We start from the raw sequence: 14,509 nt of genomic DNA on the forward strand, positions 1-14,509 counted from the left end.
TGCGCGGAAAGCCGCCGCGCGGAAAACCGCTTCCCTCTTTGGGCGAGTCACACTAGAAACGGGCGCAAATCTTGATAGGAAGCTTACTCCATGCTCGATCTCAGCTTTGAAGCCCCCAAGCCCAAAGTGTTCTCCGGTGCCACGGGCGACTGGGAACTGGTCATCGGGATGGAAATCCACGCGCAGGTCGCCTCCAGGGCCAAGCTGTTTTCCGGCGCCTCCACCACCTTCGGCGCGGAACCCAATTCCAACGTCGCCTTTGTCGATGCCGCGATGCCCGGCATGTTGCCGGTGGTCAATGAGTTCTGCATCGAACAGGCGGTGCGCACCGGCTTGGGCCTCAAGGCGGTGATCAACCTGACCTCGGCCTTTGACCGCAAGAACTACTTTTATCCCGACCTGCCGCAGGGCTACCAGATTTCGCAGCTTTATCACCCGCTGGTCGGTGAGGGCGAGGTGCTGGTCGAACTGGGCAACGGCACGGCCCGCAGCGTGCGCATCGAACGTATCCACGTCGAGCAGGACGCGGGCAAATCGAATTCATGACATGGACCCGACCATGTCTTTCGTTGACCTCAACCGCACCGGCGTCGCGCTGATGGAGATCGTCAGCCGCCCCGATATCCGCAGCCCCGAAGAAGCCGCCGCCTATGTCGTGAAAATCCGCCAGATCCTGCGCTATCTGGGCACCTGCGACGGCAACATGCAAAACGGCAACCTGCGCGCCGATGTCAACGTCTCGGTCTGCCGCCCCGGCCAATACGAGAAATATCAGGCGACGCAGGATTTCAGCCACCTCGGCACGCGCTGCGAGATCAAGAACATGAACTCCATGCGCTTCATCCAGCAGGCCATCGACGTCGAGGCGCGCCGCCAGATTGCCATCATCGAGGATGGTGGCAGCGTGACGCAGGAGACCCGGCTTTTCGACCCCGACAAGGGCGAAACCCGCTCCATGCGCTCCAAGGAAGAGGCGCATGACTACCGCTATTTCCCGTGCCCCGATTTGCTGCCGCTGGAAATCGAGCAGGCCTGGGTCGATGCCATCGCCGCCTCGATGCCGGAACTGCCAGACGCCAAGAAAGCGCGCTTCATCAAGGACTTCGGCCTGACCGACTATGACGCCTCGGTGCTGACCGCCGATGTCGAACTGGCGCAATATTACGAGGATTCGGTCGGTGGCGGTGACGGCAAACGCGCCGCCAACTGGGTGATCAACGAGGTTCTGGGCCGCGCCAACAAGCTTGAAGTCACCCCGCGCGAGATCGTCGCCCCCTCGGCCAATGCCGCCATTCTGGCGATGATCGCCTCCGAGGAAATCAGCTCGAAAATCGCCAAGGATGTGCTGGAAATCCACATCGAGACCAAAGAGGACCCGGCCCATATCGTCGAATCCCGTGGCATGAAGCAGGTCACCGATACCGGCGCCATCGAGGCCGCCGTGGACGAGATCATCGCCGCCAACCCGGCGCAGGTCGAAAAGGCCAAGCAGAACCCGAAACTGGCGGGCTGGTTTGTCGGTCAGACCATGAAAGCGACCGGCGGCAAGGCCAATCCGGCGGCGGTCAACGCGTTGGTCGCGGCAAAGCTCGGGTTGTAATCCGGCGCCACCCGCGCCCCCCCCCTTCGTGAGGTTGCCAATGTCTGACACGACAACGATCTTGCTGCATTTGGGGACGCATAAAACCGGCTCCACGTCGTTGCAGCGCAATTTTGCAAAGCACCGGTGGGTGCTGCGCAAGCATGGGTTGCGGTATGTGGGGACAGACCAGCCCTATCCGAACCTTTATTCCGCGTTCATGCCCGATCCGATGAAATTCGTCTGGAACCGGGTCTCGGGGTTGAGCCGCGAACAGATCATGGCGCGCGATGCCAAGTCGATGGCCGAACTCGAGGCGGTGCTGGCCAAGAACACCGACCCATTGGTGGTTATCTCAAGCGAATATCTGGCGATGCTTCCCGCCGAGGGGCTGCGCGCGATGCGGGATCGTTTCGCGCCCTATGGGCGGGTCGAGGCGGTCTATGCCTACCGCGAATTGCACAGTTGGATTTCATCGGACACGCAGCAGATGGCCAAGATCGGGGTCGCCAAACGGCGCACGCCGGTCAACGAGGCGCTCAGGCGGATCTCGGATTTCCCCGTCAAGATTGTCGAGGTGTTCGGCCGCGACGCCACGCATTTCCTGCGCTTCGAGGATGCCAAGGAGATCGGCATTTGCACGCATTTCCTGCAAACCTTCGGGTTGCCGGGGTTTCCCGAGATGGGTCTTGAGGAAAGCCGTGAAAACCTATCGCTGTCGGGCCCGGCGGTCGAGGCGCTTTTCGTCTATAACCGTGAGCACCCGTTGGAGGGTGGCACCCGCGACCCGGTCGAGGTTGCGCGGCTCAGGGCATTGCCGGGGCCGCGCTATGTCGCCAATGCCTTCGGTCCGCGCCATATCGAGAATTATGCCCAAGCCTGGAAGGTGGCGACCGAGTTGGGCCTGCGCCTGGCACCGCCGGAAACGCTGGCAAGATTGCCGGCGTGGCAAATCTGGCGCTCGCGGCTCAAGCGGGCGCTTCGCCTGTAGCCTCTGGTGTTCGCGTCAGGGGGGCGGAACTCTTGCCAAAAGGTTAACGCTGCACCTCAAGCCATTGAAATCATGGGTCTCACGGTCTGTCCCACGGGGGGACACAGGGGCGTCTCATGCGATTTTCACCGCCAAGGCCGCCTCGGCCTCCGCCACTGATCCGGCCACGATCATCAACTCCCGCAGGGTTTCCTGCGCGAAACCCTGCTCGATCACATGATCAATCAGGGCCAATAACGGCCGCCAGAACCCGCCCTGATCCAACAAGATCACCGGTTTCTTATGCAGCCCGATCTGCGCCCAGGTCAGCACCTCGAAAAACTCATCCAGCGTGCCCGCCCCGCCCGGCAAAACCAGCGCCGCATGAGAATTCGCAAACATCACCTTCTTGCGCTCATGCATGGTTTCGGTGATCACCAAACTATCCAGCTCCACCCGCGCAACCTCGTCCGTCATCAGATGAACCGGGATCACCCCAAACGTCTTGCCGCCCGCCTTTTGCGTCGCCCGCGCCACGGCCCCCATCAACCCGATATCCCCGGCCCCATACACCAGCCGCCAGTTTCGCCGCGCAAACATCGTCCCGATCTCGACACCCGCCTGCATCATCGCCGGATCTTTTCCGGGCCGCGACCCACAAAACACGCAAACAGAGGGCGGGAACACAGCCATCGCGGCTCCTTTCGCAAGACCTTGGGGAAAGAAATTCTTTTACCCATAGATACGGGTGTTGTAGGGTGGGGACAAGTGCGGGTGACGGCCCGCCATAAAGGTTGGATACGGATGTCTCAGAAACGGGTCTGGGTGTTGGGCGGCGCGACTCTGGTCGTGGGCGCCGCGGTCGCCATGGTTCTGGCCACAGGCGTACGCCGCGATGATCCGTCAGGCCCTGCGCCGTTTGCCTCGCTTGCGCCCGAGGCGGCGGATCCCGAAACCACGACATCCCGGGCCACCACATCCGAGCCCGCCCAACCGACGACGGCGGTCCCCGCTGAGGTCGTGGCCGTTCCTCCGTCTGCGACTTCCGAGCCAGCGCCGCAAGCGGCAATACCGCCACAATTCGATGTGGTGCGGATTGGTCGCGATGGCAGCGCGCTGGTGGCTGGCGAGGCCGCACCTGGTGCTGCCGTGACGGTGCGCCTTGATGGGCAGGTGGTGGCGCAAACCGCATCGGATGGTGCGGGCCAGTTTGTGATGCTGTTTTCGCTGGGCCATTCCGACGTCGCGCAGATGCTGACCCTGGAGATGGAGGCCGCCGATGGCACGGTGATGGCCGCCGAGGACACGGTGATCCTGACGCCGCGCCCGGCTCCGGTTGCAGCTCCGGTTCAGATTGCCGAGGCCGAAGCACCCGGTCGGCCAGCACCAAGTGCCGCGGGCCCGGACAGCCCCGGGCAAGATGGTGCAGAACGCGACACCACGCCCGAAGAACTCTTGCAGCCGTCGACCGTGGCACAAGCGCCCTCCGTGACCGCCACGGCGACGGCGCCCGAGCGTGCGCAAATCACGACGCCAGCGCCACAAACCACGGTTCCGGTGACCTCACACGCCGAATTGACGAGCCCGGACCAAGACCGTCCGGCCGCGACCCGTGCGCAGACGGAATCCGCAGAGGGGCTGTCAACGGCTCCGGTTGCCATTGCGCGTGTGGAGGCCTCGTCACCCGAGGCCGCGACACCGACACCCACGGGTCCGGTCGAGGTGGCGCAATCTTCGAGCCTGGCCAGACCCGAACCCGAGGCTGCCTCCGCCCCGGCAACCGCCGTGGCTGTCGCCGCTGCTGATGCCGAACCCGATGCAGGGTCGATCGCCGTCGATATTGCACCAGCGGTTGCGCCAGCGTCGGGCCCCGCCATGGTCCTCCCTGTCGAATCGGCAGCCATTGAGCGTGCCGAAACCATACCTGAAATACTGGATGCTCCCGGAACATCTGTGACAGCGCCGGTTGTCGCATCCACGCCGCCTGTTACGCCAGAGGTGTCACCGGTCACCAACCTTGCCGCGACGGAGTCCGAGGAAACACGTTTGGCCGACGCCGCGTCACTGCCCTCGGGTTTCATCGTGCGGGGCAGCGGCGCGGTTGAGGTTCTGGACCGTGCGCCGCAGGTCATGGACAATGTGGTGATTGACTCGATCAGCTATTCGGCGGCCGGTGATGTGCAAATCGCGGGCCGCGCGGCCAGCGCGCAACCGGCCTCGAACCTGCGAATTTATCTGGACAATCAACCGATTGCCGTGGCGCGGTCCGAACGTGGCGACTGGACCTCGGACCTGCCGCATGTGGACCCGGGGGTCTATACGTTGCGCGTCGATCAACTGAGCGACCAAGGCCGGGTTGTCTCGCGGTTCGAGACCCCGTTCCAGCGCGAGGACCCGACGCGCGTGGCCGCCGCGCAGGCGCAACCGCGCGACGTGTCCGCGCCGAGCACCCAGAGCTCCGAGGCGGCGGCGCCTGACGTGACGGCCCGCGCCACCGTCGCGCCGCGCGCTCAACCAGACCCAGCCGCGCCGCGCGCACAACCAGACCCTGCGCCCGCTGCCGCGCCAACGCTCCCCGTTTCGCTGATCACCGTGCAGCCCGGCCATACGCTTTGGGCAATCTCGACCGACCGATATGGCGCCGGCGAGCTGTATGTGGTGATCTACCGCGCAAACCGAAATCAGATCCGCGACCCGGATTTGATCTATCCCGGTCAGGTGTTCGCGCTGCCGGATAACTAGGCGCAAGGCCCCGCGTTGGGGCGAAAGTTCCGGCGACTCTGGCAATCCGGCCGCCCGAGGACTACCTGTGGTCTAGATTTTACAGGAAACTCCCCGTCATGCGATACCGACCAAGCTCTAGCGCGCTGCCAAGCGATACTGGCCATACGGCAGCCTCGGGGTGGGTCACGATCCGCCGGGTTGCGCCCTATCTGTGGCCCGACGGTGAAAACGGCGTCAAGATCCGCGTTGTTGTGGCGATGCTGATGTTGCTGGCGTCCAAGCTGATCGCGGTGGGCACGCCCTTGTTGTACAAGGCGGCGGTGGACAATCTGGTGCCCTCCGAGGCCGGAGTCGCGTGGTTTATCGGCGTGGGTGCCGTCGGCTTGACGGTGGCCTACGGCGTGGCGCGGCTGATGACCAACGGCTTTCAGCAACTGCGCGATGCGGTGTTTGCGGTGGTCGGGCAACGCGCCTTGCGCAAGCTGGCCCTGGAGACATTCACCCATATTCACCGCCTGAGCCTGAGCTATCACCTGACGCGCAAGACCGGCGGCTTGAGCCGGGTCATCGAGCGCGGCGTGAAGGGCGTTGATTTCCTGTTGCGCTTTCTGCTGTTCTCGATTGGCCCGCTGATCCTGGAACTGTTGATGATCGCCGGTGTCATGCTGGTGTTGTTCGATGTCTGGTATGTCGCGGTGATCGTGGTGACGATCACGCTCTATGTCTGGTTCACCTTCAAGGTGACGGAATGGCGGGTGAAAATCCGCCGTGAGATGAACAAGCAGGACACCGACGCCAACCAGAAGGCCATCGACAGTCTGCTGAACTTTGAAACCGTCAAGTATTTCAGCGCCGAGGATCGTGAGGCGCGGCGCTATGATCACGCCATGGCGGGGTATGAATCCGCCGCCCTGAAAACCGCCTATTCGCTGGCCTGGCTGAATTTCGGCCAATCGGCGCTGATCACCACCGGGTTGGTGGTGGTCATGGTCCTGGCGGCGATTGGCGTGCAGAATGGCGCGCTGACGGTCGGCGATTTCGTGGTGGTCAACGCCTATATGGTGCAGATCACCATGCCGCTGAATTTTCTGGGCACGGTGTACCGCGAGATCCGGCAGGCTCTGGTCGATATGGGCGAGATGTTCGGCCTGTTGGGGCAAAAGCCCGATGTGGTGGAAAGCGCCGATGCCAAGCCCTTGGTTTTGCGCGGTGGTGCGGTGCGGCTGACGGATGTGCGCTTTGCCTATGATCCGGCGCGGCCGATCCTGAAAGGGGTCACGCTGGATGTGCCGGCGGGGCACAAGGTGGCGCTGGTGGGGGCCTCGGGGTCGGGGAAATCCACCATTGGCCGCCTGTTGTTCCGGTTCTATGACGTGAGCGACGGCACCTTGACGATCGACGGGCAGGACGTGCGATCCGTGACGCTTAAAAGCCTGCAATCAGCCATTGGCGTGGTGCCGCAAGACACGGTCTTGTTCAACGATTCCATCTATTACAACATTGCCTATGGCAAGGATGACGCGACCCGCGACGAGGTGGAAACCGCGGCCAAGGCTGCGCGCATCCATGAGTTCATCCAAAGCCTGCCCGAGGGTTACGACACGCCGGTTGGCGAGCGTGGGCTGAAACTGTCGGGCGGCGAAAAGCAGCGGGTGGGCATTGCGCGGACCTTGCTCAAGGATCCGGCGATCTTGTTGCTGGACGAGGCAACCTCGGCGCTGGATACGCAAACCGAGCGCAACATTCAGGAATCGCTGGCTTTGATGGGGCAGGGGCGCACGGTGATCACCATCGCACACCGCCTGTCCACGGTGGTCGATGCCGACCGGATCGTGGTGCTGGAGGCGGGCGAGATCATCGAAGAGGGCACGCATGAGGCCTTGCTGCGCGCCGAGGGCCGCTATGCCCGGATGTGGGCGCGCCAGGCGCATGAAATCGTGCCCGAAGTGGCGGAATGACACGGCAATCCCGCGCCTTTGCGGGGCGCGGTTTGCGGTGTTCAATGCCGGTTCAACGGTGGGTCGAGAACCCGAACAGGCGATAAAGCAGGCAGGAGCTCATCACGCCCGTGGCCAACGGCACGATGCCGATCAGAAACAGCCAGCGATAGGGGGCCTCGGGGTACAGGAAAAATCCTGCGAGCAAGGCGGCGCCGATCACGAGGCGCAGAAGTCGGTCGATGGGTCCGACATTGCGTGAAAACATGGGGTCAGGTCCTTTCTGTGATGCCATTGCCGCGCAGGTAGACGCGCTGCCCTGGGTCCGTCTTTGATCTGACCCCGGGATTTGCCTTATGGGCGCCCACGCTTTTCAAACCGGGGCAACATGGCCGAGAAATCCATACCCTTGCCATCCTCGGTTTCGACGAATTGCTCATAAAGCGCGGCAGCAAGCTGGCCCATCGGCGTGTCCGCATCGGCGCTGGTGGCGGCCTGTTGCGACAGTCGCAGGTCCTTCAGCATCAATTCGGCGGCGAATCCGGGCTTGTAGCCATTATCAGCCGGCGATTTCGGCCCCACGCCCGGCGCCGGGCAATAGGCGTTCATCGTCCACGAATAACCCGACGAGGTGCTGACCACATCGAACATCTTCTGCCGGTCCAGCCCCAGTTTATCGGCCAGCGCAAAGGCCTCGCAGGTGGCGATCATGGTGACGCCCAGGATCATGTTGTTGCAGATTTTGGCCGATTGCCCGGCACCCGCGGCACCACAATGCACGGCCTTCTGGCCCATGATGTCAAACAAAGGGGCGACGGTCGCGAAACTGGCGTCATCGCCGCCAACCATGAAGGTGAGCGTGCCGTTGGTCGCGCCGCCCGTGCCGCCCGACACCGGCGCATCCAGCGCCCCGAGCCCCGCCGCCGAGGCCTGTGCGGCGACGGCCTTTGCGCTGTCCACATCCACCGTTGAGCAATCACACAGCACCGCGCCCGGTTTCATCGCCGGGATCACCTGATCCGCGACGGCGCGCAGGATCTGGCCGTTCGGCAACATGGTGATGACCACATCGGCCCCGTCCACGGCCTCGACGGCGCTGGCGGCAAGGGTCAGACCCTCGGGCTTGGCCATCGTGTCAAAGCCCACAACCGCGTGCCCGGCCTTGCTCAGGTTTGCGGCCATGGGCGCGCCCATGTTTCCCAGTCCGATAAAGGCGATTTTCATGGTGTTTCCTTCATTATTGCGGTCGAAATGTCAGGCAAGCGATAACTCGTTGTCGCCCAGCGGCGCGAGCATCGCGGCGATTTCGGCAGGGGTCACGTCCTCGGGGCGGGCGTGCTGCCAGGTCGGATTGCGGTCCTTGTCGAGGATCTGCGCGCGCACCCCCTCCAGGAAATCACCCCTGTCCATCGCTCGCCAGGTCCAGCGGAATTCCTGCGCCAGGGCGGCGGCCAGCGAGGTCGGCGCAGGGCGCAGCATCTGCAAGGTGCAGGCCATCGACAAGGGCGCATTGCGGCGCATCGCCTTGCGCGCCGAGGCCGCAAGCGGGCTGTCATCGGCTTCCAGCGCTTGCAAGATCTGCGGCACATCGGGCAGAGCGAACAGCGCGTCAATCGTGCCCAGCGTGGCAAACAGCGCCGCCTCGGGCGCGTTGTGCACCGGCAGCCCTGCAAGATCGCCTGTGGTACACAGGCGCTGTTTCACGCGGTCCCATTCGGCCTCGGGGATGAAATGATCGGCGAATCCGGCGGCCAGCGCGTCACCCGGTCCCATGCGCGCGGCGGTCAGGGCCAGATACACCCCCATCTGCCCCGGCGCTTGCCCCAACAACCAGGTGCCACCGACATCGGGGATCAGGCCAATGCCGCATTCGGGCATTGCCATTTGCGTGGTCTCGCCGACGATCCGGTGGCGGACATGGCAGCCATAGCCCACGCCGCCGCCCATGACAAAACCCTGCATGAAGCTGACGATCGGCTTGGGGTATGTCGCCAACAACAGGTTCATGCGGTACTCATCGCGCCAGAAATCACGCCCCATCGCGAAGTCTCCGGCGCGGCCTGCTGCGGCGACCTGCGCAATGTCGCCACCCGCGCAAAACGCGCGCTCCCCCACGGCATCGAGGATCACCAGATCCACCGCCGGGTCATCGCGCCACGCCAGCAAGGCCGCTTCGGTTTGCAGGCATTGGTCATGGGTCAGCGCGTTCAGTGCCTGCGGGCGGTTCAGGGTCAAACGGCCGGCGCGGCCCTCGATGCGGACAAGAAGCTCGGACATCAGCCACGCTCCGCCAGCAACGCGCGCGCCGTGATCAGGCGCATGATCTCGTTGGTGCCCTCAAGGATCTGATGGACCCGCAAGTCGCGCACGATCTTCTCGATGCCATAGTCCGACAGATAGCCATATCCGCCATGCAGTTGCAGGCATTGATCGGCCACCTGACTGCCCGCCTCGGTGACGAATTTCTTGGCCATGGCGCAGAATTTGGTGGCATCCGGGGCTTTGGTGTCCAGCTTCCACGCCGCCTGTCGCAGGAAGGTGCGCGCCGCTTGCAGCTCGATCTCCAGATCGGCCAGCCGGAATTGCAGCGCTTGAAACTGGTCGATGGTTTTGCCGAAGGCCCGGCGCTCGCCCATATAGGTCAGCGTCTGGTTCAGCGCCTGTTGCGCGCCACCCAGCGAACAGGCCGAGATATTCAACCGCCCGCCATCAAGGCCCGCCATCGCGTATTTGAACCCGTCGCCCTCCACCCCGACGAGGTTCTCGGCCGGGACCGGGCAGTCGTCGAATTGCACCTGCCGCGTGGGTTGACTGCGCCAGCCCATTTTGCGTTCCAAGCCGCCGAACGACAGGCCCTGCGCACCGTTTTCCACCACCACCGTGGAAATCCCGCGCGCGCCCTCATCGCCGGTGCGGCACATCACGACATAGGCGTCGGAATACCCACCGCCCGAGATGAAGGCCTTGGTGCCGGTCAGCGCATAGCCGTCATTGGTGCGCGTGGCGCGGGTTTTCAGCGCGGCGGCATCGCTGCCCGCGCCCGGTTCGGTCAGGCAATAGGACAGCACCGTGTCCATGCTGATCGCCGGGGTCAAAAAGCGGTCTTTGACGCTGTCGCTGCCGAATTTGTCCAGCATGGCGGCGCACATATTGTGGATCGACAGGAAGGACGCAACCGAGGGGCAGGCCATGCTGAGTGCCTCGAACACCAAGGTCGCATCAAGCCGCGTCAGGCCAGAGCCGCCGTTTTCCTCGGAGACATACAGCCCGCCAAACCCCAGTTCGGCCAGCTTGGGCCACAGCGCGCGCGGGATGTCGCCAGCGGCCTCCCACTCGGCGGCAAAGGGGGCGATATGCTCCTGGCCAAAGGCATAGGCCATGTCAAAAATGGCCGTTTGTTCCTCGCTGAGTGCAAAATCCACGGGCGCTCCCTCTCTTTGGCAATCGAATTGAACAGGTGTTTAATTCGGGATTGTTGCGAGAGTTTTGCAGCCCCGGCGCGGGAACGCAAGCGGGGCTTGAACGCAGAAAAATTCGTCGCCTGTGCGGGTCAGGCCTGCACGACAATCGTGCCCTGCATGGCGCGGTGAATGGAGCACACATAGGCAACCGTGCCCGCGGCTGCGAATGTATGTTCGGCGCTGTCGCCACGCCCGAGACGCCCGGTCTCCAGCCCGGCCGAAGCCGCCGTTGCCGTATGCGGCGCGCTGTCCAGATTGGTGAAGCGCACGGTGTCGCCCACCGCAATGGTCAGCGAACTGGGCGAAAAGGCCATGCCTTGAATGGTGACATCATGGGTCGTGGCGCTGGCGGCGGTGGCAAACCCCACTGTCGCCGGAACAAGGGCAGCCGAGGCGAGGAATTGGCGACGGGTCAAAGCCATGATCATGGTCTCCTGTGGCGGAATGCCGCAGTCAGAGTGCGGCATCATCGCGGCGCAAGCAAGCCAGCACGCCACCGGGTCGCCAAGACGTGAACAGCCCGGCGGTTCCCTTGCACGAGGGTACGTCGAACAGCCTCCCGCCATCGTTGTCCATCTGAAGCCGGCAACCCGGGTTGGTAGGTTCGTGTCCTTCGGAGGCATGCGACCCAGCGTGGCGGCGCAATACAGAACGCGGGAAACCGTGGCGCGTTCTTGTCACCCGCGTTTCGCGGCGCAATAAAAAAGGGCCCCGATCGGGGCCCTTTCCGTCAGACTTGATCGCCAAGATCAGTCCATTGCCTTGAAGTTGAACTCGCCGCCCGTGCGAATGCCCGAGGGCCAGCGCGAGGTCACCGTCTTGGTGCGCGTGTAGAAGCGGAAGCCGTCCGGCCCGTGCTGGTTCAAATCGCCAAAGCCGGATTTCTTCCAGCCGCCAAAGGTGTGATAGGCCAGCGGCACCGGGATTGGCACGTTGATGCCGATCATGCCGACGTTCACGCGGCTGGCAAAGTCGCGCGCGGTGTCGCCATCGCGGGTGAACAGCGCGGTGCCGTTGCCGTATTCGTGATCCATCGTCAGTTTCAGCGCGTCTTCATACGTGTCCATGCGGACCATCGACAGGACGGGGCCGAAGATCTCGGTTTTGTAGATGTCCATCTCTGGGGTCACGTTGTCGAACAGATGCGGGCCGACAAAGAAGCCGTCCTCGTAGCCTTGCAGCTTGAAGTCGCGGCTGTCGACGACCAGTTCGGCACCTTGCGCCACGCCGGTTTCCACCAGACGCAGGATGTTGGCCTTGGCGGCGGCGGTGACGACCGGGCCGTAGTCCACATCATCGCCCGAGGTCCAGGGACCAACCTTGAGCGCCTCGATTTTCGGCACCAGACGCTTGCGCAGGGCCTCGGCCGTGCCTTTGCCCACCGGAACCGCGACCGAGATCGCCATGCAGCGTTCGCCAGCCGCGCCAAAGCCCGCGCCAACCAGCGCGTCGGCGGCTTGATCCATGTCCGCGTCGGGCATGATGATCATGTGGTTCTTGGCACCGCCGAAACACTGGGCGCGTTTGCCCTGCTGGGCGGCGCGCTCGTAGATGTATTGCGCGATCGGGGTCGAGCCGACGAAGCCCACGGCCTGAATGACCGGGCTGTCGAGGATGCCGTCAACCAACTCTTTGTCGCCGTTGATCACCTGCAACACACCATCGGGCAGACCGGCTTCCTTGCACAGTTCCGCGATCATCATCGGCACCGAGGGGTCGCGCTCACTGGGTTTCAGGATCATCGCGTTGCCCGAGGACAGCGCCGGGCCCATTTTCCACAGCGGAATCATGGCGGGGAAGTTGAACGGCGTGATGCCGGCCACAACGCCCAAAGGCTGGCGCATGGAATACATGTCGATGCCGGGGCCGGCGCTGTCGGTGAACTCGCCCTTGAGCATCTGCGGCGCGCCGATGCAATATTCGATCACTTCCAGACCGCGCTGGATGTCACCCTTGGCGTCGGGGAAGGTCTTGCCGTGCTCGCTCGAGAGCATCTCGGCCAGTTTGTCCATGTCGCGGTTCAGCAAACCGACCAGCGCCATCATCACCCGCGCGCGGCGCTGCGGGTTGGTCGCACCCCAGGCAACCTGCGCCTTGGCAGCCGAGGCAATCGCCGCGTCCAGTTCGGCCTTGGAGGCCAGAGCGACCTTGGCCTGCACTTCGCCCGTCGCGGGGTTGAACACGTCGGCGGTGCGGCCTGACGTGCCTGCAACAACCTTGCCGTCGATCCAGTGACCGATTTCCCTCATGGTATCCTCCTGATGAATTTCCGTTTCCCTTGGCGGCCACAATAGCCTTGCATAAATGACCTGAACAGAGGCAGTTTGCCAAAAAGGGTTTTGCGATTTTGCAAAGGTGCTGCAATGGCGGATTGGGATGACCTGCGGATCTTTCTGGCCGTGGCGCGCGGTGAAAGCCTGAGCCGCGCGGGCCGGGTGCTGAAGCTCGATGCCGCCACGGTCGGGCGGCGAATCGCCCGGTTCGAGGAGGCCTTGGGCGCGCGTCTGTTCACGCGCTCGCCGCAGGGCTATCTGCTGACCGACGAGGGCGGGCGGCTGGTTGCGCACGCGCAGGCCATCGAGACCGAGGTTGAGCGCGCCCGCGATGCGGTGTCCGGATCGAGCGAGGGGATCACCGGGCAGGTGCGGATCGGCGCGCCCGACGGCGCCGCGAATTACCTGTTGCCGCAAGTGGTGGCCGAGATTGTCGCGCAGAACCCGGCGCTGGAGGTGCAGATCGTCGCCCTGCCACGGGTGTTTTCGCTGACCAAACGCGAGGCGGATATGGTGATTGCCGTGTCCAAACCCGAACAAGGCCGCGTGATCGCCCAGAAAATCACCGACTACCGCCTGCATTTGGTGGCATCGCGCGCCTATCTGGCCAAGGCACCGCCGTTGAACACGCTGGCCGATCTGCCCGCGCATCGCGTGATCGGCTATATCCCCGACATGATCTTTGACCGGGAGCTGGATTACCTGTCCGACCTTGGCATCGAACATCCGCCGGTCGCGTCCAACTCGGTCTCGGTGCAGTTGAACCTCATTCGACAGGGGGCGGGTGTCGGCGTGGTGCATGATTTCGCGCTGCCCGCAGTGCCCGGCCTGCGCCGGATCCTGACGGCCGAATTCTCGTTGACCCGCGCGTTCCACCTGATCCGCCACGCCGACGACCGCCGCGTGCCCCGTGTCGAGCGTTTTGCCGCGGCGCTGGTCTCGGGCTTGCGGCGCGAAGTGGCACGGCTGGAAACACTCGCAGAGTGACCTTGACACGAATCCTCAATGCGTTGACGCTGAGACAAAAAGGGAGACACACCATGCTCGTCAGTCAGATTCTCAAAAACAAAGCCCAAGGCGTGTTGACCGTGTCACCCGGCGCAACCGTGCGCGAGGTCGTCGAAATCCTGACGAACAAGCGAATCGGTGCGGTCGTGGTGTCGAAAAGCGGCACAGACGTCAAAGGCATCATTTCAGAGCGCGATATCGTCCGCGAATTGTGCCGTGCCGGCGCGGTTTGCCTCGATGAAAAGGTCGAAAAAGTCATGACCCGCGCGGTTCTCGGCTGCTCGCCCAAGGACACCTCCGACGCCGTGCTTGGAACCATGACCAGCAAACGCTTCCGCCACATGCCGGTGATGGAGGGCGATACGATGGTCGGGTTCATCTCGATCGGGGATGTCGTGGCGGCGCGCATGTCCGAGTTGCAGATGGAAAAGGACGCGCTGACCGGGATGATCATGGGCAACTGAGCCCGTGCCGGTGCGCCGGGGTTGTCTTGTGGGCACCATGTTTTCGCGAACATGACCGGCGCGCCGTTTCTGATCTTGCATCCGGGCGCGCAA

14 protein-coding genes are annotated in these 14,509 nt (G+C 63.6%); 7 read left to right on the forward strand and 7 right to left on the reverse strand.

All coding sequences use genetic code 11. The annotated features are described in order from the left end of the window. The first annotated feature begins 90 nt into the window (after nucleotides 1-90). Genes VDQ28_RS22640 through VDQ28_RS14915 form a run of 3 tightly spaced genes read left to right on the forward strand, consistent with a single transcriptional unit; the run spans nucleotide 91 to nucleotide 2,570 of the window. Entirely contained in the window at nucleotides 91-546 is a 456-nt protein-coding gene (locus VDQ28_RS22640; protein WP_416349389.1) for a hypothetical protein, read from the forward strand. Between the two features lie 13 nt (nucleotides 547-559). After that, on the forward strand, nucleotides 560-1,600 hold the full coding sequence (gene gatB / locus VDQ28_RS14910; RefSeq protein ID WP_416349390.1) for an Asp-tRNA(Asn)/Glu-tRNA(Gln) amidotransferase subunit GatB: 1,041 nt from the start codon (nucleotides 560-562) through the stop codon (nucleotides 1,598-1,600). Between the two features lie 40 nt (nucleotides 1,601-1,640). Continuing rightward, nucleotides 1,641-2,570: a hypothetical protein gene (locus VDQ28_RS14915; protein WP_323036685.1), complete on the forward strand. Its 930-nt coding sequence runs from the start codon at nucleotides 1,641-1,643 to the stop codon at nucleotides 2,568-2,570. A gap of 114 nt (nucleotides 2,571-2,684) precedes the next feature. Here VDQ28_RS14915 and VDQ28_RS14920 read toward each other — a convergent pair whose 3' ends face one another. Beyond that, entirely contained in the window at nucleotides 2,685-3,242 is a 558-nt protein-coding gene (locus tag VDQ28_RS14920; RefSeq protein ID WP_323036686.1) for a TIGR00730 family Rossman fold protein, read from the reverse strand. Between the two features lie 111 nt (nucleotides 3,243-3,353). On the opposite strand from VDQ28_RS14920, the gene VDQ28_RS14925 reads away from it, so the two are divergent. Together VDQ28_RS14925 and VDQ28_RS14930 are read left to right on the forward strand one after the other, a co-directional pair. Next, a complete protein-coding gene (locus VDQ28_RS14925; protein ID WP_323036687.1) occupies nucleotides 3,354-5,291 on the forward strand; it encodes a LysM peptidoglycan-binding domain-containing protein in 1,938 nt (645 codons plus the stop codon). Between the two features lie 98 nt (nucleotides 5,292-5,389). Beyond that, nucleotides 5,390-7,231: an ABC transporter ATP-binding protein/permease gene (locus tag VDQ28_RS14930; protein WP_323036688.1), complete on the forward strand. Its 1,842-nt coding sequence runs from the start codon at nucleotides 5,390-5,392 to the stop codon at nucleotides 7,229-7,231. Between the two features lie 52 nt (nucleotides 7,232-7,283). On the opposite strand, the gene VDQ28_RS14935 is transcribed toward VDQ28_RS14930, so the two are convergent. The 6 genes from VDQ28_RS14935 to VDQ28_RS14960 form a co-directional block, all read right to left on the reverse strand. Then, nucleotides 7,284-7,478: a DUF2892 domain-containing protein gene (locus tag VDQ28_RS14935; protein WP_323036689.1), complete on the reverse strand. Its 195-nt coding sequence runs from the start codon at nucleotides 7,476-7,478 to the stop codon at nucleotides 7,284-7,286. Nucleotides 7,479-7,564: 86 nt separating this feature from the next. Then, entirely contained in the window at nucleotides 7,565-8,434 is an 870-nt protein-coding gene (mmsB, locus tag VDQ28_RS14940) for a 3-hydroxyisobutyrate dehydrogenase (RefSeq protein ID WP_323036690.1), read from the reverse strand. A 30-nt stretch (nucleotides 8,435-8,464) separates the two neighbouring features. Then, nucleotides 8,465-9,487, reverse strand: a complete 1,023-nt coding sequence (locus VDQ28_RS14945; RefSeq protein ID WP_323036691.1) for an enoyl-CoA hydratase/isomerase family protein — start codon at nucleotides 9,485-9,487, stop codon at nucleotides 8,465-8,467. Next, the gene (locus VDQ28_RS14950; RefSeq protein ID WP_323036692.1) at nucleotides 9,487-10,632 is read right to left on the reverse strand and encodes an acyl-CoA dehydrogenase family protein; all 1,146 of its coding nucleotides are present in this window, start codon (nucleotides 10,630-10,632) and stop codon (nucleotides 9,487-9,489) included. Before VDQ28_RS14950 ends, VDQ28_RS14945 begins: the two co-directional genes overlap by 1 nt. A gap of 128 nt (nucleotides 10,633-10,760) precedes the next feature. Next, complete coding sequence (locus VDQ28_RS14955; RefSeq protein WP_323036693.1) at nucleotides 10,761-11,093, reverse strand: cupredoxin domain-containing protein; 333 nt, start codon at nucleotides 11,091-11,093, stop codon at nucleotides 10,761-10,763. 327 nt (nucleotides 11,094-11,420) lie between these two features. Then, nucleotides 11,421-12,920 carry a CoA-acylating methylmalonate-semialdehyde dehydrogenase gene (locus VDQ28_RS14960; protein ID WP_323036694.1) on the reverse strand — a complete coding sequence of 500 codons (1,500 nt, stop codon included), beginning with the start codon at nucleotides 12,918-12,920 and terminating at the stop codon, nucleotides 11,421-11,423. Between the two features lie 114 nt (nucleotides 12,921-13,034). Between VDQ28_RS14960 and VDQ28_RS14965 the strand changes: the two genes are divergently transcribed. Together VDQ28_RS14965 and VDQ28_RS14970 are read left to right on the forward strand one after the other, a co-directional pair. Continuing rightward, nucleotides 13,035-13,931, forward strand: a complete 897-nt coding sequence (locus tag VDQ28_RS14965; protein ID WP_323036695.1) for a LysR family transcriptional regulator — start codon at nucleotides 13,035-13,037, stop codon at nucleotides 13,929-13,931. A 53-nt stretch (nucleotides 13,932-13,984) separates the two neighbouring features. After that, nucleotides 13,985-14,416: a CBS domain-containing protein gene (locus VDQ28_RS14970; RefSeq protein WP_323036696.1), complete on the forward strand. Its 432-nt coding sequence runs from the start codon at nucleotides 13,985-13,987 to the stop codon at nucleotides 14,414-14,416. Nucleotides 14,417-14,509: the final 93 nt, after the last annotated feature.

The sequence above is a fragment of the Pararhodobacter sp. genome (genome assembly GCF_034676545.1).
In the GTDB taxonomy this organism is placed as follows: Bacteria; Pseudomonadota; Alphaproteobacteria; order Rhodobacterales; family Rhodobacteraceae; genus Pararhodobacter.

Coding starts and splice junctions, on each gene's coding strand:
- mmsB (WP_323036690.1), bottom strand. CDS start 8,434: ATGAAAATCGCCTTTATCGGACTGGGAAACATGGGCGCGCCCATGGCC.
- VDQ28_RS14945 (WP_323036691.1), bottom strand. CDS start 9,487: ATGTCCGAGCTTCTTGTCCGCATCGAGGGCCGCGCCGGCCGTTTGACC.
- VDQ28_RS14970 (WP_323036696.1), top strand. CDS start 13,985: ATGCTCGTCAGTCAGATTCTCAAAAACAAAGCCCAAGGCGTGTTGACC.
- VDQ28_RS14925 (WP_323036687.1), top strand. CDS start 3,354: ATGTCTCAGAAACGGGTCTGGGTGTTGGGCGGCGCGACTCTGGTCGTG.
- VDQ28_RS14930 (WP_323036688.1), top strand. CDS start 5,390: ATGCGATACCGACCAAGCTCTAGCGCGCTGCCAAGCGATACTGGCCAT.
- VDQ28_RS14965 (WP_323036695.1), top strand. CDS start 13,035: ATGGCGGATTGGGATGACCTGCGGATCTTTCTGGCCGTGGCGCGCGGT.
- gatB (WP_416349390.1), top strand. CDS start 560: ATGTCTTTCGTTGACCTCAACCGCACCGGCGTCGCGCTGATGGAGATC.
- VDQ28_RS14955 (WP_323036693.1), bottom strand. CDS start 11,093: ATGGCTTTGACCCGTCGCCAATTCCTCGCCTCGGCTGCCCTTGTTCCG.
- VDQ28_RS14920 (WP_323036686.1), bottom strand. CDS start 3,242: ATGGCTGTGTTCCCGCCCTCTGTTTGCGTGTTTTGTGGGTCGCGGCCC.
- VDQ28_RS14915 (WP_323036685.1), top strand. CDS start 1,641: ATGTCTGACACGACAACGATCTTGCTGCATTTGGGGACGCATAAAACC.
- VDQ28_RS14960 (WP_323036694.1), bottom strand. CDS start 12,920: ATGAGGGAAATCGGTCACTGGATCGACGGCAAGGTTGTTGCAGGCACG.
- VDQ28_RS22640 (WP_416349389.1), top strand. CDS start 91: ATGCTCGATCTCAGCTTTGAAGCCCCCAAGCCCAAAGTGTTCTCCGGT.
- VDQ28_RS14935 (WP_323036689.1), bottom strand. CDS start 7,478: ATGTTTTCACGCAATGTCGGACCCATCGACCGACTTCTGCGCCTCGTG.